Annotated in this window: 24 protein-coding genes, 1 pseudogene and 1 riboswitch; of the genes and pseudogenes, 10 read left to right on the top strand and 15 right to left on the bottom strand. The window is 68.7% G+C overall.

What is annotated here, in order from left to right; all coding sequences use genetic code 11:
- Positions 1-3: 3 nt before the first annotated feature.
- From ACLJRL_RS01530 to ACLJRL_RS01515, 4 genes are read right to left on the bottom strand one after another with little or no spacing between them, the layout of a single operon-like run.
- Positions 4-987 carry an ABC transporter substrate-binding protein gene (locus tag ACLJRL_RS01530; RefSeq protein ID WP_410654157.1) on the bottom strand — a complete coding sequence of 328 codons (984 nt, stop codon included), beginning with the start codon at positions 985-987 and terminating at the stop codon, positions 4-6.
- Positions 984-1772 (bottom strand): ABC transporter ATP-binding protein, encoded by a 789-nt coding sequence (locus tag ACLJRL_RS01525; protein WP_410654156.1) that lies wholly within the window; start codon positions 1770-1772, stop codon positions 984-986. Before ACLJRL_RS01525 ends, ACLJRL_RS01530 begins: the two co-directional genes overlap by 4 nt.
- A complete protein-coding gene (locus ACLJRL_RS01520; protein WP_410654155.1) occupies positions 1772-2866 on the bottom strand; it encodes a FecCD family ABC transporter permease in 1095 nt (364 codons plus the stop codon). The genes ACLJRL_RS01525 and ACLJRL_RS01520 overlap by 1 nt, the downstream gene beginning before the upstream one ends.
- Positions 2847-3587, bottom strand: coding sequence for a class I SAM-dependent methyltransferase (locus ACLJRL_RS01515; RefSeq protein WP_410654154.1), 741 nt, complete (start codon positions 3585-3587; stop codon positions 2847-2849). Before ACLJRL_RS01515 ends, ACLJRL_RS01520 begins: the two co-directional genes overlap by 20 nt.
- 423 nt (positions 3588-4010) lie before the next feature.
- Positions 4011-4080: riboswitch (cobalamin riboswitch) on the top strand.
- A gap of 92 nt (positions 4081-4172) precedes the next feature.
- On the opposite strand from ACLJRL_RS01515, the gene cobN reads away from it, so the two are divergent.
- Positions 4173-7754 (top strand): cobaltochelatase subunit CobN, encoded by a 3582-nt coding sequence (cobN, locus tag ACLJRL_RS01510; RefSeq protein ID WP_410655122.1) that lies wholly within the window; start codon positions 4173-4175, stop codon positions 7752-7754.
- A gap of 203 nt (positions 7755-7957) precedes the next feature.
- On the opposite strand, the gene ACLJRL_RS01505 is transcribed toward cobN, so the two are convergent.
- Entirely contained in the window at positions 7958-9046 is a 1089-nt protein-coding gene (locus ACLJRL_RS01505) for a dihydrofolate reductase family protein (RefSeq protein WP_410654153.1), read from the bottom strand.
- Between the two features lie 119 nt (positions 9047-9165).
- Here ACLJRL_RS01505 and ACLJRL_RS01500 point away from each other — a divergent pair.
- Positions 9166-9663 (top strand): annotated as a pseudogene (locus ACLJRL_RS01500) (ATP-binding cassette domain-containing protein); the annotation flags it as partial.
- 150 nt (positions 9664-9813) lie between these two features.
- Positions 9814-10731 (top strand): ATP-binding cassette domain-containing protein, encoded by a 918-nt coding sequence (locus tag ACLJRL_RS01495; protein ID WP_410655121.1) that lies wholly within the window; start codon positions 9814-9816, stop codon positions 10729-10731.
- Between the two features lie 106 nt (positions 10732-10837).
- Here ACLJRL_RS01495 and paaE read toward each other — a convergent pair whose 3' ends face one another.
- The 6 genes from paaE to paaZ are packed head-to-tail and all read right to left on the bottom strand — an operon-like array spanning position 10838 to position 16570.
- Entirely contained in the window at positions 10838-11917 is a 1080-nt protein-coding gene (paaE, locus tag ACLJRL_RS01490; protein WP_410654152.1) for a 1,2-phenylacetyl-CoA epoxidase subunit PaaE, read from the bottom strand.
- Positions 11918-11922: 5 nt separating this feature from the next.
- Complete coding sequence (gene paaD, locus ACLJRL_RS01485; RefSeq protein WP_410654151.1) at positions 11923-12411, bottom strand: 1,2-phenylacetyl-CoA epoxidase subunit PaaD; 489 nt, start codon at positions 12409-12411, stop codon at positions 11923-11925.
- Positions 12405-13301 (bottom strand): 1,2-phenylacetyl-CoA epoxidase subunit PaaC, encoded by an 897-nt coding sequence (gene paaC / locus ACLJRL_RS01480; RefSeq protein ID WP_410654150.1) that lies wholly within the window; start codon positions 13299-13301, stop codon positions 12405-12407. The genes paaD and paaC overlap by 7 nt, the downstream gene beginning before the upstream one ends.
- Before the next feature lies 1 nt (position 13302).
- Positions 13303-13587, bottom strand: a complete 285-nt coding sequence (gene paaB, locus ACLJRL_RS01475) for a 1,2-phenylacetyl-CoA epoxidase subunit PaaB (RefSeq protein WP_410654149.1) — start codon at positions 13585-13587, stop codon at positions 13303-13305.
- Positions 13584-14543: a 1,2-phenylacetyl-CoA epoxidase subunit PaaA gene (paaA, locus tag ACLJRL_RS01470; protein WP_410654148.1), complete on the bottom strand. Its 960-nt coding sequence runs from the start codon at positions 14541-14543 to the stop codon at positions 13584-13586. Before paaA ends, paaB begins: the two co-directional genes overlap by 4 nt.
- Positions 14540-16570 carry a phenylacetic acid degradation bifunctional protein PaaZ gene (gene paaZ / locus ACLJRL_RS01465; RefSeq protein ID WP_410654147.1) on the bottom strand — a complete coding sequence of 677 codons (2031 nt, stop codon included), beginning with the start codon at positions 16568-16570 and terminating at the stop codon, positions 14540-14542. Before paaZ ends, paaA begins: the two co-directional genes overlap by 4 nt.
- 203 nt (positions 16571-16773) lie before the next feature.
- On the opposite strand from paaZ, the gene paaI reads away from it, so the two are divergent.
- From paaI to ACLJRL_RS01450, 3 genes are read left to right on the top strand one after another with little or no spacing between them, the layout of a single operon-like run.
- Entirely contained in the window at positions 16774-17181 is a 408-nt protein-coding gene (gene paaI, locus ACLJRL_RS01460) for a hydroxyphenylacetyl-CoA thioesterase PaaI (RefSeq protein WP_410655120.1), read from the top strand.
- On the top strand, positions 17178-18461 hold the full coding sequence (gene paaK / locus ACLJRL_RS01455) for a phenylacetate--CoA ligase PaaK (protein WP_410654146.1): 1284 nt from the start codon (positions 17178-17180) through the stop codon (positions 18459-18461). Before paaI ends, paaK begins: the two co-directional genes overlap by 4 nt.
- Positions 18458-19051 (top strand): TetR/AcrR family transcriptional regulator, encoded by a 594-nt coding sequence (locus tag ACLJRL_RS01450; protein ID WP_410654145.1) that lies wholly within the window; start codon positions 18458-18460, stop codon positions 19049-19051. The genes paaK and ACLJRL_RS01450 overlap by 4 nt, the downstream gene beginning before the upstream one ends.
- Before the next feature lie 4 nt (positions 19052-19055).
- Here ACLJRL_RS01450 and ACLJRL_RS01445 read toward each other — a convergent pair whose 3' ends face one another.
- The 3 genes from ACLJRL_RS01445 to ACLJRL_RS01435 all read right to left on the bottom strand — a co-directional run bounded on the left by ACLJRL_RS01445 (position 19056) and on the right by ACLJRL_RS01435 (position 20821).
- Positions 19056-19334: a hypothetical protein gene (locus ACLJRL_RS01445; protein WP_410654144.1), complete on the bottom strand. Its 279-nt coding sequence runs from the start codon at positions 19332-19334 to the stop codon at positions 19056-19058.
- Between the two features lie 98 nt (positions 19335-19432).
- Positions 19433-20338, bottom strand: coding sequence for a phosphotransferase (locus ACLJRL_RS01440; protein ID WP_410654143.1), 906 nt, complete (start codon positions 20336-20338; stop codon positions 19433-19435).
- A 6-nt stretch (positions 20339-20344) separates the two neighbouring features.
- Positions 20345-20821 (bottom strand): glycine-rich domain-containing protein, encoded by a 477-nt coding sequence (locus tag ACLJRL_RS01435; protein WP_410654142.1) that lies wholly within the window; start codon positions 20819-20821, stop codon positions 20345-20347.
- A 164-nt stretch (positions 20822-20985) separates the two neighbouring features.
- Here ACLJRL_RS01435 and ACLJRL_RS01430 point away from each other — a divergent pair, with 164 nt between their 5' ends.
- Genes ACLJRL_RS01430 through ACLJRL_RS01420 form a run of 3 tightly spaced genes read left to right on the top strand, consistent with a single transcriptional unit; the run spans position 20986 to position 23404 of the window.
- Positions 20986-21483, top strand: coding sequence for an NUDIX domain-containing protein (locus tag ACLJRL_RS01430; RefSeq protein ID WP_410654141.1), 498 nt, complete (start codon positions 20986-20988; stop codon positions 21481-21483).
- Between the two features lie 18 nt (positions 21484-21501).
- Positions 21502-22710: a helix-turn-helix domain-containing protein gene (locus tag ACLJRL_RS01425; protein WP_410654140.1), complete on the top strand. Its 1209-nt coding sequence runs from the start codon at positions 21502-21504 to the stop codon at positions 22708-22710.
- A gap of 28 nt (positions 22711-22738) precedes the next feature.
- Complete coding sequence (locus ACLJRL_RS01420; protein WP_410654139.1) at positions 22739-23404, top strand: TetR/AcrR family transcriptional regulator; 666 nt, start codon at positions 22739-22741, stop codon at positions 23402-23404.
- Here the strand turns inward: ACLJRL_RS01420 and ACLJRL_RS01415 are convergent.
- Positions 23331-24359 carry an AraC family transcriptional regulator ligand-binding domain-containing protein gene (locus tag ACLJRL_RS01415; protein ID WP_410654138.1) on the bottom strand — a complete coding sequence of 343 codons (1029 nt, stop codon included), beginning with the start codon at positions 24357-24359 and terminating at the stop codon, positions 23331-23333. The genes ACLJRL_RS01420 and ACLJRL_RS01415 overlap by 74 nt on opposite strands.
- A 77-nt stretch (positions 24360-24436) precedes the next feature.
- On the opposite strand from ACLJRL_RS01415, the gene ACLJRL_RS01410 reads away from it, so the two are divergent.
- On the top strand, positions 24437-25540 hold the full coding sequence (locus ACLJRL_RS01410) for a winged helix DNA-binding domain-containing protein (protein ID WP_410654137.1): 1104 nt from the start codon (positions 24437-24439) through the stop codon (positions 25538-25540).
- The last annotated feature ends 64 nt before the right edge of the window (positions 25541-25604 follow it).

Genomic DNA, 25604 nt, shown 5'->3' with positions numbered 1-25604 from the left:
CGATCACCGGCCGATCGAACGCAGGTACGTGGCCAGTGATTCGGCGCCGCTCGCGTTACGCGGCCCGCTCACGAGATCGCCGTAGGAAACGATGTGGAACCGGTTGTCGCGCACGGCGGGCGTGTTCTTCAGCTGGGGCGAGGACTTGAGGAACGCGATCTTGTCCTGCGCGGGCTGGTCGGCGTAGTCCACCACGACGATCACCTCGGGCTCGGCCCTCACGACCGCTTCCCAGCCGACGCTGCCCCAGCCGTCCTGGAGATCGCGAAAGACGTTCGTCCCGCCCGCCGCTTCGATGATGTCGTGGGGAGCGGCGTGTTTTCCGGCGGTGAAAGGCTGATCGGTGCCGGAGTCGTAGACGAACACCTTCGCGGGCGCGGTCTTCGGCGCCGCGGCCCGTACCTTGTCGAACCGCCCCTTGAGTTCCGTGACCAGTTCGTCGGCCCGCTGGCGGACGCCGAAGATGTCACCGAGGTTGCGCAGGTCGGTGTAGAGCGCCTCCAACGGCGTCACTTCGGCCTTCGCGGCCGGGTACTCCCAGCAGGTCTCGGTGTGCAGGTAGCTGCGGATGCCGACCTGGTCCAGCAGTTTCGGGGTGATCCCGCGTTCCTCGCTGAACCCGGAGTTCCACCCGGCGATCACCCAGTCCGCCTTGGCGTTGACCAGGATCTCGCGCGTCACCCGCGAGGTGCCGAGCCGCTCGACCTTCGCGTAATCGTCCTTCCACGGCGATCCGGCGATCGACGGGTCGCCGAGCGAGTTCATGACGTAGCCGCGCATCCGGCCGGCGAGCCCGAGCGCGAACATCTTCTCGGCGCCGGAAACGTCGTAGGCCACCGGACGTTGCGGCGCCGGGAAGGCGACCTGCGCGCCGCAGTTGGTCACCGTGGCCTGTGCCGGTGCGGCCGGGCCTGCTTCGACCTGCGCGCCGCACGCGCTCAGGAGCAAGACCGCGGCCATCAGCGCGGTCGTCCGGGACGGCTTCATCGTGGGATCCCCTCGGTTTCTTCGGCGGGAAGGTCGTACAGCAGTTGCAGCGCACCGGTTCCGGGATGGGTCACCTGCGTGACCTCGACGCCGAACACCGAGCGGACGGTTTCGGGCGTGAGCACTTCGGCCGGGGTGCCACAGGCGGCGAGCGATCCGCCGCGCAGCAACGCGATCCGATGACAGACTGCGGCCGCGAGGTTCAGGTCGTGCAGCGCGACCAGCACGGTGAGCCCGCAGTCGCGCAGGAACTTCAGCAGTTCCACCTGGTGACGGACGTCGAGATGATTGGTCGGCTCGTCGAGGACCAGCACCTCGGGTTCCTGGACGAGTGCCCTCGCCACCAGGACGCGCTGTCGTTCGCCGCCGGAGAGCGTCAGCACACTGCGCTGCGCGAGGTGCGTGATGTCCATTCGCCGCAAGGCTTCCCGGCATAATTCGCGTTCACGCGCGGACAGCCTGAGGTTGCCTCGCTGATGCGGCGACCGGCCCAGCGCGACGACCTCTTCGACGGTGAAGTCCAGGTCCGCGCGGCTGTCCTGGGTGAGCGCGGCGATCCGGCGGGCGGTGTCACGCAGCCCCTGTTCCGCGAGATCGATGCCATCGAGCAGAACGGTTCCGGCGGACGGCGTCAGCGCCCGGTAGACGCAGCGCAACGCCGTCGATTTACCGCTGCCGTTGGGGCCGAGCAGGCCGACGACCTCGCCCGCGCCGATGTCCAGGTTCAGCGCGCGGATCAGCGTCGACCCGGCGACGTCGACGGACAACTCGCTGAGAGAAAGCATCAGCGGCCCCCGAACGCGTAGCCGCGGCGGCGCATCACCACGAGGAACACCGGGACCCCGATCAGCGCGGTGATCACGCCGAGCGGAAGTTCCTCGGGCGCGACCAGCGTCCGCGCGAGCAGATCGACCCACACCAGGAAGACCGCGCCGACCAGTGGCGCGAGCGCCAGCACGCGGCGGTGCCCGGATCCGGCGACCATCCGCACCACATGCGGCAGGACGAGGCCGACGAACCCGATCGACCCGCTCACCGCCACCAGCAGGCCGGTGACGACCGCCGTGAGCAGGAACAGCCAGCGCCGCAACGCGGCCGCGTCGGTGCCCAGGCTCATCGCGGTCTCGTCGCCCATGGACAGGACGTCGAGCGCGGTGCCGTAGCGCAGCAGGACCACGATCGCCACGACCACGCCGAGCGCGGCCAGCGGCAAGGACGCCCATGTCGCCGAGCCGAGGCTGCCGAGCAGCCAGAACAGCACGGTCTGCGCGGCCTGCCCGTTCGGCGAGAGGTAGACGAGCACGCTCATCACGGCTTGGAAGGCATAGGTGAGGGCGACCCCGGTGAGCACGAGCCGCAACGGCGTCAGGCCGAAACGGCTGCGCGCGGCGAGGTACACCAGCGCTGTCGCGCCCAGCGCGCCGAGGAACGCGGCCGTCGACAAGGCCAGCACGCCCAGCCCGGCGAACAGGCCGAACACGACGACGGCGGCGGCACCGACCGAGGCGCCCGAGGAGATCCCGAGCACGAACGGGTCGGCGAGGGCGTTGCGCACCAGCGCCTGCACCGCCACGCCGACCACCGCCAGCCCGGCGCCGACCACGGCCGCGAGCAGCACACGCGGGGTGCGGACCTGCCAGACGATCGAGTACCCGGTGACCTCGTCACCCCTGATGATGCCGCCGGTGATCGCCTTTCCCAGGTAGCGCAGGACATCCGGCAGGGCGACGTTGGTCGGGCCGAGCGCGATCCCCGCGATCAGGGAGAGCAGGAGCGCCGCGGACAGCAGCACTATCGGGCCGGTGAGCCGGCGTGACCGGACGGTGTCGTCGTCCGGCTCGGCGAACAGGCGGAGGGTTTCAGACGGCACGGACACCACGCACGATCAGCCGGCGCGCGTGGTTGTCGTAGGGCGAGCCGTCGAAGTCGCCGAAGCACTCGACGCGGGTGAAGCCCGCCGTCTCGAACAGCGCTTTCAGTTCCGCTGCGCTGTACAGGTACGACACGATCGAGGCCTGCCGTGCCTCGCCGCCGCGGACCAGGGTCCAATCGGTTTTGAGCCGCGTCCAGTCGTCGAGGATGGTGTCTCGCATGAACACCGTCCCGCCGTCGACGTCGACGACTTTCGGGCGGCCGACCCAGCCGGCCAGCACTTCCTTGCCGAGCACGTCGATCAGCAGGGTGCCGCCCGGTGCGAGGCTGGTGAAGGCGTTGCGCAGCACGGTGAGGTTGTCGCCGGCGTCGGTGAAATAGCCGAACGACGTGTACATGTTGATGATCAGGTCGTACGCGCCGGATTCGGTGTACTCGAGCATGTCGGCCTGGATCAGCTTGGCGGCGACGTCGGCGCTTTCACAGGCCTCCCGAGCGCGTTCGAGCATGGCGGGGCTGAGATCGACGCCGGTCACGTCGGCACCTCTCCTCGCCAGCGCGACGACGTGGGTCGCCGGGCCGCAGGCCAGATCCAGCACTTTTGTGCCGTCGGAGACCTCGAGCAACGGTGACGTGGCCGTCAGGCGTTCGGCCTCTTCGGCCCGGCTCGGCGGGAACATCACGTCCGCGAAGCCGACCCATAGGTCGTCGTCTTCGTACCAGTGCATCTCACTCCGCTCGCCGGGTCGCGTTCAGCCCCACAAGTCGTCGAGATCCTGTCTTCGGTTCCCGGTGATTCGACCTTTCTCGCGGAGTGATCAGGGGGTCACGGATCACCACGCTGTGTGCCGGGCACGAGTGGTCTGGACCGGTCAAGGCGACCTTGGTGGCCACCGCTCGCGATCGAGCACTCGAATTCATACGCTTCGATTTACCCCGGCAGCATGATCCGCATGTTTTCAAGGTCGCATAAACTTACGAACATGTGTTCGACAGATGTGCGGGTTGGCTCCCGCGACCGCTGTCGCGGCTGCGGAAGGCGCGGTCGGGGAGCAGCTCATCGATCAGATCGCCCTCCTGACGGGCACATCACCTTGACGCCGGGCCGAGCCGCACCGGAGAGTGAGCGGGAAACCCGCGCGTCGGCGGTGGAGGAACCCGGTGAGACTCCGGGGCGGTCCCGCCACTGTCACCCTGAGCACCAGGGGAAGCCAGGAACTCCGGCCGGCGCGACCGCACGACCCGGGGCGCGGACACCCCGAGTGAGGACTGTATCCATGAGCTCTCGGCGGGAAGTCGAACCTCGAGCCGGCATGACCCTGCTTCTGTCCACTTCGGACACTGACCTGCTCAGCGGGCGGGCCAGCGAGGCCGACTACCGGCTGGCGAACCCCGCCCGGCTCGACCTGGCCGAACTGCCCGCGCTGCTCGACGGCGCTCAGATCGTCATCGTCCGGATCCTCGGGTCCGAGCGGAGCTGGCAAGAGGGCCTGGACACGGTCCGCGCGAGCGGCGCGCACGTGGTCGTCCTCGGTGGGGAGCAGACGCCGGACGCGCAGCTCATGAAGCTGTCCACGGTCCCGGCGGGCACCGCGGCGGAGGCCCACGCGTACCTCGCGCAGGGCGGCCCGGAGAACCTCACGCAGCTGCACCGCTTCCTGAGCGACACCCTCCTGCTCACCGGTGACGGCTTCGAGCCGCCCGCCGTCCAGCCGTTGTGGGGCGTCCTCGAGCGCGAGAACCGCCGAAAAGAAGGCCCGGTCATCGCGATCCTCTACTACCGGGCGCATCACCTGTCCGGGAACACCGAGTTCGTCCACTCCCTCTCCGACGCCATCGAGGACGCCGGGGGCCGCGCGCTCCCGATCCACTGCGCGTCTCTGCGCACCCGCGAGCCGGAGATGATGGCCGAGCTGGCCAAGGCCGACGCGCTCCTCGTCACCGTGCTGGCCGCCGGGGGGACCCGGCCGTCCGAGGTCGGGGCGGGCGGGGACGACGAGGCGTGGGACGTCGCCGAGATGGCCGCGCTCGACATCCCGATCCTTCAGGCGCTGTGCCTCACCAGCGACCGCGAGACCTGGGCGGGGAACGACGACGGCCTCTCGCCGCTCGACGCCGGGAACCAGATGGCCGTCCCCGAGTTCGACGGCCGCCTGATCACCGTCCCGTTCTCGTTCAAGGAGATCGACGACGACGGCCTCCCGAAGTACGTGCCGGACGCCGAACGGGCGTCCCGGGTCGCGAAGATCGCCCTCGCGCACGCCCGGCTGAGGTACACGCCGCCGCAGGAACGCCGCATCGCACTGATGCTGTCCGCGTACCCGACGAAGCACTCGCGCGTCGGCAACGCCGTCGGTCTCGACACGCCCGCGTCCGCGATCGAGCTGTTGCGCCGGATGCGTGATCAGGGCTACGACCTCGGTGAGGACCCGTTCCCCGGCGTCGAGCCCACCGGCACCGAGCAGCCGGACGGTGACGCGCTGATCCACGCGCTCATCGCCGCGGGCGGGCAGGATCCGGAGTGGCTGACCGAGGAACAGCTGTCCGGCAACCCGATCCGCGTGCCCGCCGCCAAGTATCGCGAGTGGTTCGCCGAGCTCCCCGCGGAACTGCGTGAGGGGATGGAAGAGCACTGGGGTCCCGCGCCCGGCGAACTCTATGTCGACAACGGAGACATCGTCCTGGCGTCGCTGCAGTCCGGCAACGTGATCCTGATGATCCAGCCGCCCCGCGGGTTCGGCGAGAACCCGGTGGCGATCTACCACAACCCGGATCTCCCGCCGAGCCATCACTACCTGGCCGCCTACCGCTGGCTGGAGCAGGAGTTCGGCGCGCACGCCGTCGTCCACCTGGGCAAACACGGTTCACTGGAGTGGCTCCCCGGCAAGACGGCCGGGCTCTCGGACTCCTGTGCGCCGGACGCCGTCCTGGGCAACCTGCCGCTGATCTACCCGTTCCTGGTCAACGACCCGGGCGAGGGCGCGCAGGCGAAGCGGCGCGCGCACGCGACGATCATCGATCATCTCATCCCGCCGATGGCCCGCGCCGAGAGCTACGGCGACCTGGCGCGGCTGGAACAGCTCCTCGACGAGCACGCCAATATCGCCGCGATGGACCCGGCGAAACTGCCCGCGGTCCGCGCGCAGATCTGGACGCTGATCCAGGCCGCGAAACTCGACCACGACCTCGGTATCGAGGAACGGCCGCACGACGTGGAGTTCGACGACTTCCTGCTGCACATCGACGGCTGGCTGTGCGAGGTCAAGGACGCCCAGATCCGCGACGGCCTGCACATTCTCGGTGCGGCACCGGAAGGTGAGGCCCGGATCAACCTCGTCCTCGCCATGCTGCGCGCGCAGCAGATGTGGGGCGGCAAACAGGGCGCCGTTCCCGGACTACGGTCAGCCTTGGGGCTCAAGGAGAACAGCGACACACCACTGTCCGAAGTGGACGCCATCGAGCAGAAGGCACGCGGGCTGGTCGAGGCGATGGAGGCCCGTGACTGGTCCCCCGCCGCCGTCGCCGAGGTCGTCGCCGTCGTACCGGAACACCAGGATGTCGCACAGGTGCTCACTTTCGCCGCCACCGAGATCGTGCCGCGGCTGGCGGGCACCGGCGCCGAGATCGACGCGATCCTGCACGCGCTCGACGGCGGCTACATCGCCGCCGGTCCCAGCGGTTCTCCCCTGCGCGGCCTGATCAACGTCCTGCCGACCGGCCGCAACTTCTACACCGTCGATCCGAAGGCCATCCCGAGCCGCCTCGCCTGGGAGACCGGGCAGGCGCTGGCCGACTCGCTTCTTCGGCGCTACAAGGAGGACACGGGCGACTGGCCGCGTTCGGTCGGCCTGTCGGTCTGGGGCACGTCGGCCATGCGCACCTCGGGCGATGACGCCGCGGAGGTCCTCGCCCTGCTCGGCGTCCAGCCGGTCTGGGACGAAGCGTCCCGTCGGGTCACCGGGATCGAGGCGATCTCGCTCGCCGAACTCGGCCGCCCGCGTATCGACGTCACCGTGCGGATCAGCGGGTTCTTCCGTGACGCCTTCCCGCACGTGATCGCGCTGATGGACGACGCCGTGCGCGTCGTCGCGAACCTGGACGAGCCGGACGAGCAGAACTTCGTCCGCGCCCACACCCGCGCGGATCTGGCCGCGCACGGCGATGAACGTCGCGCCACCACGAGGATCTTCGGTTCCAAGCCCGGCGCGTACGGCGCGGGACTGTTGCCGCTGATGGACTCCGGGAACTGGCGTGACGACAAGGATCTCGCCGAGGTCTACGCGGTCTGGGGTGGTTTCGCCTACGGGCGCGATCTCGACGGCAAGCCGGCGCGCGAGGACATGGAGAACTCGTACAAGCGGATCGTGGTGGCGGCCAAGAACACCGACACCCGTGAGCACGACATCGCCGACTCCGACGACTATTTCCAGTACCACGGTGGAATGATCGCGACGGTCCGCGCGCTGACCGGCACCGCTCCGGCGTCCTACGTCGGCGACAGCACCACTCCGGACGCGGTCCGCACCCGCACCCTCGGCGAGGAGACCGCGCGCGTCTTCCGTGCCCGCGTGGTCAATCCGCGCTGGCTGGCCGCGATGCGCAAGCACGGCTACAAGGGCGCCTTCGAACTGGCGGCGACGGTCGACTACCTCTTCGGTTTCGACGCCACGGCCGGGGTGGTCGGCGACTGGATGTACGAGAAGCTCACCGAGTCCTACGTGCTCGACGAGGTCAATCAGGAGTTCCTGCGCAAGGCCAACCCGTGGGCGTTGCGCGGCATCATCGAGCGGCTGAACGAGGCGGCCGAACGGGGGCTCTGGGCGGAGCCGGATGCCGACCTTTTGGCTCAGCTGCGCGAGGTCTACTTATCGTTGGAGGGGGACCTCGAATCCTGACGTCACCCGCTGGAGCGCCGCCGTGGCCCGCCCGGCGGTACCCCTGTGACCCGCGGACCACTTAGCGTGACAGGTGGCGGTGGGACGTCAAGGATGCGGGAGGACAGCGATGATCAAGCGCCTGTTGAAGGTCGTGCTTCGCCACGGTTGCTGCTCGGCGTGTACCGGTCTGGGCTGCGGCTGCTGCGGCGCCTGCAAGTAGATCAGGGGTGGACACCCGGGAGATGGGTGTTCGCGCGGCGGACGTCGGCGGCGAGGGCTGATACCTCGATCACCCGGCGTCCGGCCGCTTCCAGTGTCTCGGCGCCGACGCAGTCGACGAACACCGACGGTTCCCGCCAGGCGAACACGATGCGCGGGATTCCCGCGTCGAGGATGAGCTGGGTGCAGCTTCGCGGATGTGACGTCCGCGAGCTGCACGGCTCCAGCGAGGTGTACATCGTCGCCTTCGCCAGCCGGGGATCGCCCGGTTCGAGTTTCGCGAGCGCGGCTTCTTCCGCGTGGTTCGCCGGATCGCCGTCGCCCGAATAGCCGGTCGAGATCACCTCGCCGTCGGCGTCGGTGATGACGGCGCCAACGCGGAAAGTACGGGGCGGGCAGAGATCGGCCAGCGCGATGGTCTCGCGCAGCCGCAGAATGTCCACTTCGGACGGTTCCGGCGTCGCGTGGTACTCCAGCACGATGATGTCGCCGAGCTGCGTCGTCTCCGCCAGTGTCAACCCGCGCGGGAAAGCGCCCGGTCCGGTGAAACGCGGCGCCCGCGGGTCGCCGACGAAGAACGGCGCGACGGCCAAGTGGAGTTCGTCGACGAGGCCGCTGGTGAGGAACTGCGTGTGGATCGCGCCGCCGCCTTCGACCATCAGCCGTCGCACGCCGCGCACGAACAGGTCGGCCAGCATTTCACGGAGATCGACCAGCTCGACGACCGTCGCCTTCACGCCCGTGACCACGCCGGGCGGCGCGTAGACCAGCTTCTCCGCGTCGCCGACGGTGAAGAACTGAGCCGCCGGATCGAGCGACCCGCTGCGGGTGATCGTGACCTTGACCGGCTGCTCGGGACGCCCGGCCGCGACGCGCTCGGCGACCAGCTCCGGCGAACGGACCAGCAGCCGGGGATCATCCGCGCGGACGGTGTTCGCGCCCACGAGGATCGCGTCCGACGCCGCGCGCAGGCCGTCCACCCTGGCCCAGTCGTCCTGATTGGACAGCACCAGCCGGGTATCGGTCGCGTCGTCGAGGTAGCCGTCCAGCGAGACCGCGGCGGACAGCAGGACGTGGGGGCGTTCGCTCACGTCCGCCAGTATGCCCCGGAAAAATCGGTCGCACCGGAGCCGCCGGTCGGTTAGCGTGGCCCGGTGATCTTCTGAGACGAACCTGCGCCCTTGTCCGCACCTCCTTCGCAGGGAGTCTCATGTCCACTTCACTGACGCTTTCCGACGTCACCTTCACCTGGCCCGATGGCGCCCCGGTGTTCGACAACCTCTCGCTCACCGTCGGCATCGGCCGCACCGGCCTCGTCGGCACCAACGGATCCGGCAAGTCCACACTGCTCAGGCTGCTCGCGGGCAAGCTGCGGCCCGGATCCGGCTCGATCACCGCACCGGGTGAAATCGGCTACCTGCCGCAGAACCTGGTGCTGGACACCGGCCGTCGCGTCGACGACGTCCTCGGTGTCACCGCGATCCGCGCCGCGCTCAGAGCCATCGAGAGCGGCGAGGCCGCCGAGGAGCACTTCAGCACCATCGGCGACAACTGGGACGTCGAGGAGCGCACCCGCGCGATCCTCGACAGGCTGGGACTGGGCGCGGTACGCCTGGACCAGCGGGTGGGCGACCTTTCCGGGGGTGAGGTCACGCTGCTCGGGCTGGCCGCGCTGCTCCTGCGCCGTCCGGCCGTGCTGCTGCTCGACGAACCGACCAACAATCTCGACCTCCGGGCACGCGAACTCGTGCACCGCGAGGTCGACGGCTGGGCCGGGGTCCTCGTGGTGGTCTCGCACGACCGCGAACTGCTCCAACTGGTCGACAAGATCGCCGAAGTCCGCGACGGCGAGGTCACCATGTACGGCGGCAACCTCGCGGACTACGAACACGCCGTCGAGGTCGCACAGGAGGCCGCGCGCAGACATGTCCGGGCGGCGGAATCCGACGTCAAACGACAGAAACGGGAGCTGATCGAGGCACACATCGCCCTCGACCGGCGTGCCCGCTACGGCCAGAAGATGTGGGACCAGAAACGCGAACCCAAGGGGCGGATGCGCAAACGCCAGGAGGACGCGCAGATCGCCGCGGGCAAGTACCGGAACATGCACACCGGCAGGCTGGAGGACGCCGTCGAAACGTTGAAGGCCGCCGAGGATTTGGTGCGCGAGGACCCGGAGATCCGTGTCGAACTGCCGGAAACGCTCGTGTTCCCTGGCAACGACGTGCTGCGGATCGATGCCGTACCACGGTTCGGCCCGCCGGTGAACCTGCATGTCATGGGTCCCGAACGGATCGCGCTCGTCGGGCCGAACGGGTCGGGGAAGACCACCCTGCTCCGCACGATCGCCGGCGAACTTCCCCCGAGGTCGGGTGACGTGCGGCTGTTCGTCCCCGCTCGGCTGCTCCCCCAGCGGCTCGACGTCCTCGACGACACGCTGTCCATTGTGGACAACGTGCGCGAGGTCGCGCCGTCGCTGTCGGACAACGAGATCCGCGCACGGCTCGCGCGGTTCCTGTTCCGGGGCAAGACGGCCGACCGCGGTGTGGCGTCGCTGTCCGGCGGGGAACGGTTCCGCGCGGCGCTGGCGACGTTGCTGCTCACCGAACCGACGCCGAAACTGCTGCTGCTCGACGAGCCGACGAACAATCTCGACCTGGCGAGTGTGCGGCGGCTCACCGAAGCGTTGCGGGCCTACCGGGGCGTGCTGATCGTGGCTAGCCACGACCGGCCGTTCCTGAAGGACCTCGGCATCACCAGGTGGCTGGAAATCTAGCCGCACCACGCGTGATTGGACCCGTAACTCGCGTGATCAGACCCGTAACTCGCGAGTTACGGGTCTGATCACATGAGTTACGGGTTCAATCACGCGAGATCGCTGTCTAGGCGTCGTAGTCCACGGTGACGGCTTCGGAAACTGGGACCGACTGGCAGGTGAGCACGAAACCGGCGTCGATTTCGGCCTTCTCCAGGGCGAAGTTGCGCCGCATGTCCACCTTGCCGTCGCAGATCTTCGCCCGGCAGGTGCCGCAGACCCCGCCCTTGCAGGCGAACGGCAGGTCCGGGCGGTACTTCTGCGCGCCGTCGAGCAGAGAGGAGTTGCGCGACAGCGTCATCGTCGTCGACCGGCCGTCGAGGACCAGCGTGACTTCGCTGGACGATCCGACGACGGCCGGGTCGATGTGATGGACCGGCTCCGGCGGAGTGTCCACATAGAACAGTTCCTGGTGCACCTGCTCGTCGGGGACGTCCAGGGAGCGCAGGAGTTCCTGCGCGCCGGTCACCATGTCGAACGGTCCGCACAGCCACCAGTGCGCGACATCTTCGACCGAGATCAGCACGGTGCACAGGCGCCGCAGCTTTTCCACGTCGAGACGTCCGGTGAAGAGTTCGGCCTCGCGCGGCTCGCGGGAGAGCACGTGCACGAGTTCGAGCCGCGCGGGGTAGCGATCCTTCAGATCCGCGAGGTCGTCGGCGAACATGACGGTGTCGGTGCGGCGGTTGCCGTAGAGCACGGTGACCGTCGCGTCGGAATCACTGAGCAGCGAAGAGGCGATCGACAGCACCGGCGTGATCCCGGATCCGGCCGCGACCAGGACGTGGTGCCCGGCGGCTTCCAGGTCGGGGGTGAAGTGCCCGGTGGGCGCGGCGACCTCGATCTCGTCGCCGGCGCGCACGTCGTGCACCAGCCACGACGAGAACAGCCCGCCCGGCACCTCGCGCACGCCGACCCGCGGCGCCGCACCGGCGGGTGCGCAGATCGAGTACGAGCGGCGTTCGTCCCGGCCGTCGACCTCACGGCGCAGCGTCAGGGACTGGCCCGCCTTGAAACGAAAGGTTTCCGCGAGGTCTTCGGGCACGTCGAAGGTCACCGCGACGGCGTCGTCGCACAGGCGCTGGACGTCGGCCACCTTCAGGGTGTGGAAACCCGTGCGGCGCGGCGTGGTCGCAGGAGAGGACACGGTCACTAGATCTCCTTGACGTGTTCGAACGGTTCGAGGCAGAACCTGCAGCGGCGCAACGCCTTGCACGCCGTCGCGCTGAACCGGGACTGCTCTTCGGTGTCCGCCGAACCACAGTTCGGGCAGCGGACCGTGGACACCGGCGGGCTCAACGTGAGCGGGATCGGACCGGTCCTCCGAGGTGCCGCACCCGGCGGCGCGATCCCGGCTTCGGCCAGTTTCCGCTTGCCGTCGGCGGTGATCCAGTCGGTCGACCAGGCCGGCTGCAGGACGGTGCGGACTTCGACGTCGCCGTAACCGGCGCCGGTCAGCGCGTGCACGAGGTCGTCGCGCATGGTGTCCATCGCCGGGCAGCCGGTGTAGGTCGGGGTGATCGCCACGACCACCCGGCCGTCCTTTTCGGACACTTCACGCAGCACGCCGAGGTCGGCGAGGGTGAGCATCGGCAGTTCCGGGTCGGTGACCGTGGCCGCCACGGCGTACGCGGTCACCATGTCGCCTCCGGGTGTTCCCGGGCGACACTCTGCAGTTCCGCCAGCAGGAAGCCCATCCGCTCGGTGTGCACGCCGTCGCGGCCCATCCGGCCGGAGACGCCGGCGATGGCCCCGATCTCGGGCCGCGTCAGGGTCGCGGCGGCGAGCACCTGGTCGAGGATCGCGTCGAACTCCGGCCGCAGCGAGGGCGAGTCGACGAACTCGTCCTGGTGTGCCACGAAAAGCTCGCCCACGTAAGGCCAGGTGGCGTCGAGGCCTTCCTGCATGCGCTCGTGGGACAGTTCGGTCCCATCGCCCAGCCGGACGGCCCACTGCGCCGCGTAGTCGCGGTGGTAGGCGACCTCTTTGACGCCCTTGTCCGCGATGGCCGCCAGCACCGGGTCCACAGAGGACTCCGCCGACGCGCTCTTCCCCGCGGAGGCGGCATTAGACTCAAGCCGCTGCAAGAGCGCCAGCCGCCAGATCGAGAACACCATCAGCCGCGCGATCAAGTGCCCGAAGTGGCCACCTTCGAGTTCGGCGAGCCGGACGTTGCGGTACTCCTGCTCGCTCCGGAAGAAGGCGTAGGAGTCCTCCGAGCGCCCGCTCCCGTCGGCCTTGCCCGCCCGAGCGAGCAGCAGCCGCGCCTGGCCGAGCAGGTCGAGCGCGATGTTCGCGATCGCGACCTCGTCCTCGAGTTCGGGCGCGTTCGTGCACCACTCCTGCAGCCGGTGCGAGAAGATCAGCGCGTCGTCGCCGAGCATCAGGCAGTAGGCCGCCAGCTTCGCACCGTCCACACCGGACGGAACCGTCGTGTCCACACCGGACAGCGGATCCTCGAACCCGGTGCCGAAGGCCCAGCGCGAGTCGTTTTCCTCGGTGATCGCCTCGTAGGCGTTGTCGAAGCTCATGTCAGATGTGGGGAACGGTGTCGGGGATGTCGTAGAACGTCGGGTGCCGGTACACCTTGTCGCCGCTGGGCGCGAAGAACGGGTCCTTCTCGTCCGGCGAGGACGCCGTGATGTCCGACGCGCGCACGACCCAGATCGACACGCCTTCGTTGCGCCGGGTGTACAGATCCCGGGCGTGGTGCAACGCCATCTCGTCGTCGGCCGCGTGCAGCGACCCCACGTGCACGTGGTTCAGGCCGCGCTTGCCGCGGACGAACACTTCGTACAGCGGCCAGTCGTGCTTCATGCCGAGACCTCCTTCTTCGCCGCGTGCGCCGAAGCGGCTTCGCGTACCCACGCGCCGTCTTCCTGGGCCCGCCGCCGGTGCGCGATGCGCTGGGCGTTGCAGGGGCCGTTGCCCTTCAACACGTTCTTGAACTCGTCCCAGTCGACGGCGCCGAAGTCGTAGTGCCCGCGTTCGGCGTTCCACTTCAGGTCCGGGTCCGGGAAGGTGACGCCCAGCGCCTCGGCCTGAGGGATGGACATGTCGACAAAACGCTGGCGCAGCTCGTCGTTGGTGTGGCGCTTGACCTTCCACGCCATCGACTGCGCGGTGTTCGGTGAATCCGCGTCCGGCGGCCCGAACATCATCAGCGATGGCCACCACCAGCGGTTCACCGCCTCCTGCACCATTTCCCGCTGCTCCGGAGTGCCCCGCATCATCGTCATCAGCAGCTCGAAACCCTGCCGTTGATGGAAGGACTCCTCCTTGCAGATCCGGATCATGGCGCGGGCGTACGGGCCGTAAGAACTGCGGCACAACGGAACCTGGTTGCAGATCGCGGCGCCGTCGACCAGCCAGCCGACCACGCCGACGTCGGCGAAGGTCAGCGTCGGGTAGTTGAAGATCGACGAGTACTTCTGCCTGCCATTGATCAGCTTGTCGGTCAGGTCCGCGCGGTCGGCGCCGAGCGTGGCCGCCGCCGAGTACAGGTACAGCCCGTGCCCGGCCTCGTCCTGCACCTTGGCGAGCAAGATCGCCTTACGCCGCAAGGAAGGCGCGCGGGTGATCCAGTTGCCCTCGGGCTGCATGCCGATGATCTCCGAATGCGCGTGCTGCGCGATCTGCCGGATCATCGTCTTGCGGTAGCCCTCGGGCACCCAGTCGCGCGGCTCGATCCGCTGGTCGTGCGCGATGGTCGCCTCGAAGTGCCGTTCGAGGTCTTCCTCGGGCTGTGTTCCCTCAAAAACCGTGGCTGTCATGACTGCTCCTTCGCCACCAGGGTGAGCACGTCGTACTTGGCGACCGAGTCGCCGTCGGCGTTGGTCACGTCGGCGTCCCAGCGGACTTCGCCGTACTCCTGGTCGATGCGGGGGGTGATCTGCTTCGCGGTCAGGGTCACCGTGAGGCTGTCGTTCACCTTGACCGGGGTGAGGAACCGCAGGTTCTCCAGGCCGTAGTTGGCCAGCACCGGGCCGGGTTCCGGCGAGACGAACAGGCCCGCGGCGAACGACACCACGAGGTACCCGTGCGCCACGATGCCGCCGAACAGCGGGTTCGCCGCGGCCGCCTCGGGATCGGTGTGCGCGTAGAAGGTGTCGCCGGTGAACTCGGCGAAGTGATCGACGTCGGACTGCAGCACCGTGCGCGGCCCGGCGACGACGGAGTCGCCGATCTTCAGCTCCGCCAAGGACTTCCGGAACGGGTGGACGTCGCCTTCGGTCCTCGGCGCGCCCGTGACCCAGCGGCCGGTGACCGCGCTGAGCACCTTCGGGCTGCCCTGGACGGCGGTGCGCTGCATGTGGTGCAGCACTCCGCGGATACCGCCCATCTCCTCGCCGCCGCCCGCTCGGCCGGGGCCGCCGTGCACCAGCTGAGGCATCGGCGAGCCGTGGCCCGTCGACTCCTTGGCGTCGTCGGCGTCGAGCACCAGCAGGCGACCGTGATACGGCGCGACGCCGAGCACGACCTCGCGGGCGAACTCCGCGTCCGCGGTGACGATGGAGCCGACCAGGCTGCCGCCGCCGCGGGCGGCGAGCTCGATGACCTGCTCGGTGGAGGTGTAGGGCAGCAGCGTCGACACCGGGCCGAACGCCTCGACCTCGTGGGGCTCGGAGCGCTCCGGGTCGGCCTTCAGCAGCACCGGCGAGATGAACGCGCCGCGTTCGGCGTCCGCGCCGACGACCTCGACCTGCTCCGGGTCGCCGAAGACGACCGTGCCGACGTCCAGCAGCGCCTTGAGCGACCGCCGGACCTCCTCACGCTGCTCCAGGCTCGCCAGGGCGCCCATCCGGACACCCTCGGCGGTGGGGTTGCCGACGACGGTCTTCGCCAGCCGCGCGCTCGCGGCCTCGGCGACGGCGTCCAGCAGGCCGGCGGGGACGAAAGCGCGACGGATGGCGGTGCACTTCTGGCCGGCCTTGACGGTCATCTCCGTCGTCAGCTGCTTGACGAAGAGGTCGAACTCGGTGGTGCCGGGTTCGGCGTCCGGGCCGAGGATCGAGCAGTTCAGCGAGTCGGCCTCGGCGTTGAAGCGAACGGAGTTGCGCACGATCGCCGGGTGCGCGCGGAGCTTCTGCGCCGTCGACGCCGAGCCGGTGAACGACACGAGGTCCTGCGCGGTGACGTGGTCGAGCAGGTCGCCGACGCTGCCCGCGACGAACTGCAGCGTGCCCTCGGGGAGGATGCCGGAGGAGATGATGATCTCGACCAGCCGCGCGGTGAGGTACGAGGTCTGGCTGGCCGGCTTGATCAGGCTCGGCACGCCGGCGAGGAACGCGGGCGCGAACTTCTCCAGCGGACCCCAGACGGGGAAGTTGAAGGCGTTGATCTGGACCGCGACGCCGCGCAGCGGGACGGCGATGTGCTGGGCGACGAACGTGCCGCCCTTGCTCAGCGGCTCGACGTTGCCGTCGACGTAGACGGTGTCGTTCGGCAGTTCGCGCTTGCCCTTGCTGGAGTAGGCGAACAGCACGCCGATGCCGCCGTCGATGTCGACCATCGAGTCGCCCTTGGTCGCGCCCGTCCGCGCCGACAGCGCGTACAGCTCGTCGCGGTGTTCGCGCAGGTGGGAGGCCAATGCCTTCAGCAGCGCGGCACGCTGGTGGAAGGTCAGCTCACGCAGCGCGGGGCCACCGGTGCGGCGGCCGTACTCCAGCGCGGCGGCGAAGTCGATCCCGTCGGACGAGACCCGGGCGACCTCCTCGCCGGTCGAGGCGTCGTGCAGCGGTACGCCGTCCTTGTCCGCCGTGTGCCATCCGCCGGAGACGTAGCTGCGCAGCAATGCCATGGGGCGACCCTTCAAGTGGTGGGATTAACAGACCGTCCGTTCAGTAATTCACTGTAGCTTGAGACCAGGGTCTTGCAAACCCCCGGACGGCGGCGGACCCTTGACATCTGCGCGAAGTCGCGCCTTTACTGGCGGCTACCTTTAACAACCGTCCATTCGGTCAGTAACCAGGTGGTGTGATGACGACCAACGCGGCGCACGCGATGTTCGCCGGAGACCTGGCGTCGAGCGCGCTGGGCATCGAGCTGGTCGAGGCCGCCGAGGGCCACGCCGTCGCCACGATGCGGGTCACCGAGACGATGGTCAACGGCCACGACATCGCCCACGGCGGTTACATCTTCCTGCTCGCCGACACGACGTTCGCCTGCGCCTGCAACAGCCATGGCCCGGTCACCGTCGCCTCCGGCGCGGAGATCTCCTTCGTCGCCGCCGGCCGGCTCGGCGACCACCTCATCGCCACCGCCACCGAGCGGACCCGCTACGGGCGCAACGGCATCTACGACGTCACCGTGCACCGGGAGACCCCCGACGGGCCGGAGGTCGTCGCCGAATTCCGCGGTCGCAGCCGCACCATCCAGCTCGTGTCATCAAAAGAGGGCCCTACCCGATGACTTTCAGCGACGACGCCGAGAACCTGACCATCGACGAACTCCAGGCGCTGCAACTGAGCCGCCTCCGGTGGACGCTGCGGCACGCCTACGACAACGTGCCGTTCTACCGGAAGAAGTTCGACGAGGCCGGCGTCCACCCCGACGACTGCAAGGCGCTGGGAGACCTGGCGAAGTTCCCCTTCACCACCAAGCAGGACCTGCGCGACAACTACCCGTTCGGCATGTTCGCCGTGCCGGAGTCGGAAGTCAGCCGGATCCACGCCTCCAGCGGCACCACCGGGAAACCGACCGTCGTCGGCTACACCGCGGAGGACATCGACACCTGGGCCACGGTGATGGCGCGTTCGATCCGCGCGGCGGGCGGGCGGCCGGGCGACAAGGTCCATGTGGCCTACGGGTACGGGCTGTTCACCGGCGGCCTCGGCGCCCACTACGGTGCTGAAAAACTCGGCTGCACGGTGATTCCGGCGTCGGGCGGGATGACCGCGCGCCAGGTGCAGATCATCACCGACTTCAAACCCGAGATCATCATGGTCACCCCGTCGTACCTGCTCACCCTGCTCGACGAATTCGAGCGCCAGGGCATCGACCCGCAGTCGAGTTCGCTGAAGGTGGGCATCTTCGGCGCGGAACCGTGGACCGAGCAGATGCGCACGGAGATCGAGGAACGTGTCGGCATCGACGCCGTCGACATCTACGGCCTGTCCGAGGTGATGGGTCCCGGTGTCGCGCAGGAATGCGTCGAGACCAAGGACGGGCTGCACATCTGGGAGGACCACTTCTACCCCGAGGTGATCGACCCGTTCACCGAGAAACCGATCGACGAGACCGGCGAACTGCTGTTCACCTCGCTCACCAAACAGGCGCTGCCGATCATCCGCTACCGTACGCGCGACCTCACCCGGCTGCTGCCGGGCACCGCGCGGCCGGCGTTCCGGCGGATGGAGAAGGTGACCGGGCGCAGCGATGACATGATCATCCTGCGTGGCGTCAACGTCTTCCCCACGCAGATCGAGGAAGTCGTGCTGGTGACCCCCGCGCTCGCCCCGCATTTCCAGCTGATCCGTTCGACGCGGGGCCGGATGGACCAGCTGACGGTCCGCGTCGAGGCACGGCCGGACGCGACCGGCGAACAGCGCGCGGAAGCCGCCGCCCGGCTGGTCGCCGGGGTCAAGGACGGCGTCGGCGTGACCGTCGGCGTCGAAGTGCTCGACCCGGACACCCTGGAGCGATCGCTGGGCAAGATGCGCCGCGTGCTCGACGAACGGGACCGCGGGTGACCACCCCCGCCCGCCGGGGGCGCCCCGGTTACGACCTCGAGTCGCTGCTGCTGGTCGCGGTCAAGCTGTTCAACGAACGCGGCTACGACGGCACCAGCATGGAGGACCTCTCCCGCAAGCTCGGGATCACGAAATCCGCCATCTACCACCATGTGCCGAGCAAGGAAGAGCTGTTGCGGCTCGCCGTCGACCGCGCGCTGAACGGCCTGTTCGCCGTCGCCGCCGAGACGGAATCCTTCGAGGGCAAGGCGATCGAGAAACTCGAGCATCTGGTGCGGGGCAGTGTCCTCGTACTGGTCGAGCAACTCCCGTTCGTGACCCTGCTGCTGCGCGTGCGGGGCAACACCAAGGTCGAGCGCGCGGCGCTGGCACGCCGGCGCGAATTCGACCGGCTGGTGACGGAGCTGGTGAAAGAAGCCGAAACCGAGGGCGACGTCCGGCCCGACATCGATCCGGCCGTCACCGCGCGACTGCTGTACGGCATGGTGAACTCGCTGATCGAGTGGTACCGGCCGCGCCGTGGCTCGACCGGGGAAGACCTCGCGGACGCCGTCTGCAAGATCGCCTTCGACGGTCTCCGGACGCAATAGGCGGCTACTCCCCCGCGGCCTTGGGCGGGCGTCGCGCCTGCCAGATCAGCGCGTCCCGCAACTCCTGGATCAGCTGTTCGTCGTCGGCCTCCGAAGGGTCGACACCGAGCGGGATCCAGTGCTCGCCGACCTTGGCGCCGTTCTCGAAACTGGCGATCACGATCCCCGCGTACGAGACGCATTCGTCCTCGGCGTCACTTTGGATCCGGACGTCACGCTGCTGCAGCCGCACACTGACCCACCGGCCTACCCGGCGGACAGGCTCGCGTTCAGCACTGCTCATTCGTCCCTACCTATGACACCCGGGCCCCCGTCCCGAACGTCGCCGCGAAGGCCCCAGGGGTTACCTGCGGGTTATTCCGGTTGAGTAACGGCAACCGCTCACTTGAAACAGTTACGCTCGGCCAGAACCAAGCGATGCTCGGCCCATTGCCGCGCGGCTGTCGCGAGCCCCGCGCGCATCGGCAGCGGGTCGGTGTGATGCAGGTAGGTCCACATGCCCAGCAGGGCTACGGAGAAGCCGGTCAGCGCGTCGGGCGACGCGGTGGGCCAGGCGAGGGTGGCGGCCGCCCATTGCTCCGCGGTTTCCGGGCTATGGCCCTGACCAATGAGGCGGACCACCAGATGTGCCACGTCGATCCAGGCCGCGCCGGTTCGCGACCAGGCCCAGTCGATCACCCACGCCCGGTCGCCGACCAGGATGTTGAACTGGTGCAAGTCGGTGTGGATCAGGTTGTTCCCGGCAGCCGCCTCGATGCCTTTGGCCTCCAGGTCCACGAGAAGGTCCAGTCGGTCCCGGCTCCACTGATCCAGTTCGGCGGGCGGCTGATGGCGTAGCCGTCGCCAGCCCGCCATCCACGCCATTTTCTCGGACAACGCCGGGACACCCGGTGCGGTGCAGCCGGCCAGTTCACGAGCCATGGTGGATACGGCTTCGGCCACCAGCGGCAGATCCGCCGATCCAGGCGAAAGATCAGTGTGGTGACCGGTGATGTGCTGAAAGCCGAGTAAAAGCCAATCATCGACTTCGATGCTCCAGAGCAGGCGCGGTGCCACCGCCGGGGGCAAGTACGGCGCGACGTCCGCCTCGTGGCGGTGCATCTTCGCCCGCTTGCCCCCGGCGTCGACGATGCCCTTGCAGAACACCGTCCCCCGCCGCGTGAGCAGGGTCGCGGCGAAGTCGGAGTTACGCCCGGCCTCCGGTATTTCGACGCGGCGCACCGGTCCTGTCTCGGCTTCGATCGCGGCGCGCACGGTGTGGGGCAGGTGGTTCCAGGTGTGGAGCATGCGTCCTCATCCGGCGGGCGGCGGGTCGTCGGAGCAGCCGTTCTTGCACTGCGAGCAGTTCACGTCACAGTCGCCCTTGACGGCAGGCCACAGCGCGGGATCGACAGCGTATCCGGCCCGTTCGATGGCGGCGACCGTACGCATCAGCGTGGCGTGGGCAGCTTCCCCTGAAGCTCCGGGGTCACCGGCCTCGGTGGGTACATGGTGGAGGAATCTGCCGGCGATCCGATCACAGAAGATCGCGTAGTCGCGGGTATGAAGGATGAAGGTGTGCCAGCCGATGTCCACCAGCTCGCTCGGGGCAAGGGGATCACCGGTGTTGAGGGCGCACGCGGCGAGAAAGGCCAGTGACTGGTCGACGACGCGTTCGGCCGAGTGACGATCCAGCTTCTCCTCGGCGACGATCCGGCCGGCAAGTCGATCGAACAGCTCGCCGGACACCAGGGTACGGCCGGTGGCGGAAGGGGCCAGGACAGCGGTCACGGGTACTCCTCGGATTGACCGGATAGGTGACCCTTCACAGCATCGACCTTGCTGACCAGCGAAAACACGGCCTCCAGGCATGCTTTCCCTCGATCACTCGCCCCGTTCCCTGCCTCTCGAGCAGAGAACGGGGGAAGTGATCGGAGGCGGTAGCCTGCGACACCGTGGACCTCCTCCCTTTCAGCGAATACGCGGCCTCCCTCAACCGGAAACGCGCCGCCGCCGGCGTGCTGCTCCGCGACGAACGGTCGCGAGTTCTGCTGGTCGAGACCACGTACAAGCCCGAGTGGGAAATCCCAGGAGGCGCGGTCGAGGCAGAAGAAGCACCGTGGACAACGGCGGCACGTGAACTCCAAGAAGAGCTGGGCATCATCCGCCGGCTCGGCACCTTGCTGGTCATCGACCACATTCGGACGCAAGGAGTGATGCCCGAGGGCTTGGCGTTCGTGTTCGACGGCGGCTTCGTCACCGAAGGCGAAGTCCGACGTATCCGGTCTACCGACCCGGAGATCCGGACAGTCGGCCTCTACACCTTGGACGAGGCCGAGCAGCTGGTGAAGCCCACTCTCCACGCGAGGATCACCACCGCCTTGCGCGCGGTCGCCACCGGGGGGACCGTGTTCTGCGAGGCCGGTCGGGCAGTGGCGACGAACCGGGACTAGCACACTCAGGGGGGGCCGATGTCCAGCTCGTTGGCGGAGAACCTCGCGCGCTTCCGTAAGGCGCGAAACCTGTCACAAGAGGAGTTGGCCGCGGCTGCCTCCGTCGGGGTCGACACCGTGGGTCGCATCGAGCGGGGAGACCGGCGAACCACGCGGCCCGCCACGATCGCCAAGCTCGCGCGAGTGCTGGCGGTGACCCCGGACGCGCTGTCGGGACTGATGCCTGTCGCTCACGCTGGGTACGACGGTGAAATCGCCCGGCTGCGGCAAGCGATCACCGCGAGCGCTGAGATACCCGGCCTCGACGACCTCACCGATACCGACGACGTCAGTGACCGACCCAGCCTGGCCATGGCAAGCCACGCCGCCTGGCGGGCCTATGTGGACGGACGCCACAGCGACTTGCTCCACGCCCTGCCGATCCTGCTCACCGATGCTCGCCGGCTCGTCCACGCGACCACTGGAGACGCGAACGCCGCGGCTCAGCGGTTGCTGTCCACGGCTTACCGCCTGTGTGCCGGAATCGCCGGGCGGCTGGACATGGACGACCTCGCATGGACAGCTGCCGAACGTGCGCTGGCCGCCGCTCGCGGGTCCGATGATCCGGAGATCGACTCCGCGATCTCGCTGCGCTATCTCGTCTGGACCTTGATCAAGCAGGGCCGCACCGCGGAGGCCGAACGCGTCGCGGTGAAAGCCGCTGAAGAGATCGAGCCCAGAATGCTCGATCGGGACGTCACCAGAGCAGGCGTGTTCGGCAATCTGCTGTTCAACGCGGCCAACGCCGCGTTGCGCTCGGGTAACGGTGTACGAGCCGATGATCTCCTCGCGGTCGCCCGGTCCGCTGCGGTACGAGCGGGACGGGACAACGCGACTGAAGCCGCCATCTTCGGTCCTCGGGTAGCCGCTCTCCAGACCGTGGACCATGCTGTCCGGCTGGGCGACCCGGAAACCGCACTCCGGCTCGCGGAAGGAATCCCCGAGCCGCGAGGACCCGTCCCGCCGTTCTGGGAAGCCGGTCACCGGCTTCATCTGGCCCACGCGGCAGCTCTGCTCCGGCGCGACCAGCAGGCCACGAAACTCTTGGGCGAGGCCCGGGATATCGCGCCCGACTGGGTTCAGCGTCAGCCGCTCGGCATCATGGTCATGCGCGACATGGTGGATAGGGCCACCCGGAGACGAGGGCGCCCTTTCGCAGACCTCGCTGCCCACTACGGCGTTCTCTGAGGTCACTGGAAACAGTTACGCTCGGACCATGAGCACCGACCCGGAGATCCGGCGGCGCCGCCTCGAACCGGCCGCCCGGCGTGCCGAGATCCTGGCCGCGGCGCGGCGGCTGTTCGGCGCGGGCACTTACGCCTCGGTTTCGACGTCGGACATCGCGAAGGCCGCCGGGGTCGCCCGGCCGCTGATCAACCACTACTTCGGCGACAAGCGCGAGCTGTACCTGGAAGTCGTCCGGCAGATGATGATCGTGCCGGCGCCGGTGATCGAGAACCTGCCCGACACCACCGCCGAGGAGCGGCTGGCGATCAGTGTCCTGCACTGGATCGAAGTGGTGGAGCGCAACGAGCAGGCGTGGCTGACCGCGATCGGGCAGGAGGCCGTCGGCCGCGACCCGGATATCGAGCGGATCATGTTGGAGGCCGACGAGATCGCCGCCGACCGGGTGCTGGCGGCCGCGTTGATGAGCGACATCGCCGAAGGCCGCGAGGAACTCCGCGCGATGATCCGTTCGTACGGCGGGATGCTGCGCGCCGCGTCACGGGAGTGGCTGATCCGCGGCACGCTCGGCCGGGAGGAGTTGCGGGTCTTCCTCACCGATTCGATCCTGCATCTGCTGCGGGTCACCTACCCGGCCGTGCTCGCGACGCGGTCCGGCGGGCGTAGGCCGCCGGCGTCATCCCCTTCCAGCGTTTGAAGGCGTAGATGAAACTCGACGCCTCGGCGTAGCCCAGCCGCAGCGCGACGTCCTCGACGCTGAGCGCGCCGGTGTCGAGCATCTCCTCCGCGAGCGCCTGGCGGACCTCGTCCAACAGGGCGCGATAGCCGGTCCCGGCCTCGGAAAGGCGCCGTCGCAGCGTCCGTGGGCTGAGCGCGAGACGCTTGGCGACCTCGTCCATCCCGGCGTCGACGCCGCCGAGGCGCACCAGGCGTTCCCGGACCTGCTGGGCGATCCCGGACCGCTCGCGTTTGCGGGACACCAGCAGATCGCATTGCGCCGCGCAGACCGCGACCGTCTGATCGTTGGCCTGCGGCAACGCCTGTTCCAGGAAAAGCGGGTCCAAGGTGGCGGCGTGCGTCGGAGCGGAGAAGCCGGGAGCCAGCCCGAAGGTCCGCACATATTCGTCCACAGTGGACGGCTTCTCGTGCCGGAAGGCCAAGGAGCGCAAGGAGATGTCCGGCAGGATGTCCCGCATGACGGTGTGGATGGCGCCGAGGTCGCGCAGCACCAGGAAGCGCGCGACGTCGTCGGGCACGCGGCTGTCGTCCATCGTCAGCGCGATCCGCCCGGCTTCGAAGCTCACGTGCGGGATGCAGAAGGTGAAGCTCAGGTCCAGGTATCGCAGGGCGAAGCGCATCGCGTCGCCGAGGGTCGGACTGCTGATGCACGCGAAGCCGAAGATGCCGAACGCGCTGACGCGGTAGCGCCTGCTCAGCCGCAGCGCGACGTCGTCCCCGCCGCCGAGGCCGCGGACCAGGTCGCGGACCACCGCGAGTTCCTGGCGCGCGTCGACCTGGCCGTCCACGGGGGCGTTCTCGAAAGCAGCCAACTCCTCGACACCGTTCTCGGCGGCGAAGCGGGCCATGAGCACGATGCTCGCCGTGCCACGCGGGTAGTCCCAGTCGCGGATCACCGGCGGCGGTAGTTCCATGGCCGGGATTATGGATCCCGGCCGGGATCCCCGCATTGAGGACCGTAACTGTCCTTGATCCCGATTAGGATCACGGCATGTCCGACACCTTGAGCAGGCGCGCGCTGAACCGCGCCATGCTGGCCCGGCAGCTGTTGCTCCGGCCTTCGAACCTGACGGCGCTCGAGGCCGTCGAGCACCTCGCCGGGCTTCAGGCGCAGGCACCGAACCCGCCGTACTTCGCGCTGTGGACACGGCTGAACGGGTTCACCCAGGACGACCTGGCGAAACTGCTGCTGGACAAGAGCGTGGTGCGGATCGCGCTGATGCGCGGCACGGTTCATCTGGTGACGCCGTCGGACGCGCTGGCCTGGCGGCCGGTCGTCCAGACCCTCTACGACCGGGCCGTGCTCGCCAACACGGAGTTCGGCCCGGAGATCTCCGGTCTCGACCACCAGGAGATCGCCCGCACCGCCCGCAAACTGCTCGGCGAGCGGCCACTGTCGGCCGCTGAACTCGGCGCGGAACTCGCGAAGCAGTGGGCGAGCGCGAGGCCGTCCGCGCTGGTGCACGTCGCGCGGGCGATGCTTCCGCTGGTGCAGATCCCGCCGCGGGGCATCTGGGGCAAATCCGGACAGCCGACGTATCAGACCGCCGGAGACTGGATCGGCACCGAACCGGACGCGACACCGTCACCCGAGCGGATGTTCCGGCGCTACCTGGCCGCGTTCGGGCCCGCCACCGTGCAGGACGCACAGACTTGGGCGGGGATCACGAAACTCGGTGAGGTGGCCGAGCGGCTGCGTCCCGAGCTGCGGGTGTTCCGCGACGAGAACGGGCGCGAACTGTTCGACCTGCCCGAGGCGCCGCGACCGGACGCCGACACTCCCGCGCCGCCGCTGCTGCTGGGCCCGTTCGACCAGACCATCCTGTCCTACGCCGACCGCACCCGGGTGATCAGCGACGAGCACCGCAAGGTCGTCATCACCCAGAACGGCCTGGTCAAGGGCACCATCCTGGTCGACGGGACGGTAAGGGGACTCTGGGAGATCAAGATCGCGAAGAAGGTCGCGACGCTGCTCATCACGCCGTTCGAACGCGTCCCGAAACGCGATCTGGCCGCCCTCGAAAGCTCCGCCGACCGGCTCCTGCGCTGGGCCCACCCCAAGGCCGAGACCCATTCTGTGCAAGTAGTCCTCTAAGGGCGTGACCGGGAGAGGCGTGGCCGGAATTCTCGATTCACTGGCCGGTCGTGTACTTCCGGAC

The organism is Amycolatopsis sp. lyj-112 (assembly GCF_046549055.1).
In the GTDB taxonomy this organism is placed as follows: Bacteria; Actinomycetota; Actinomycetes; order Mycobacteriales; family Pseudonocardiaceae; genus Amycolatopsis.
This window is presented reverse-complemented; position numbering and strand designations above follow the sequence as displayed.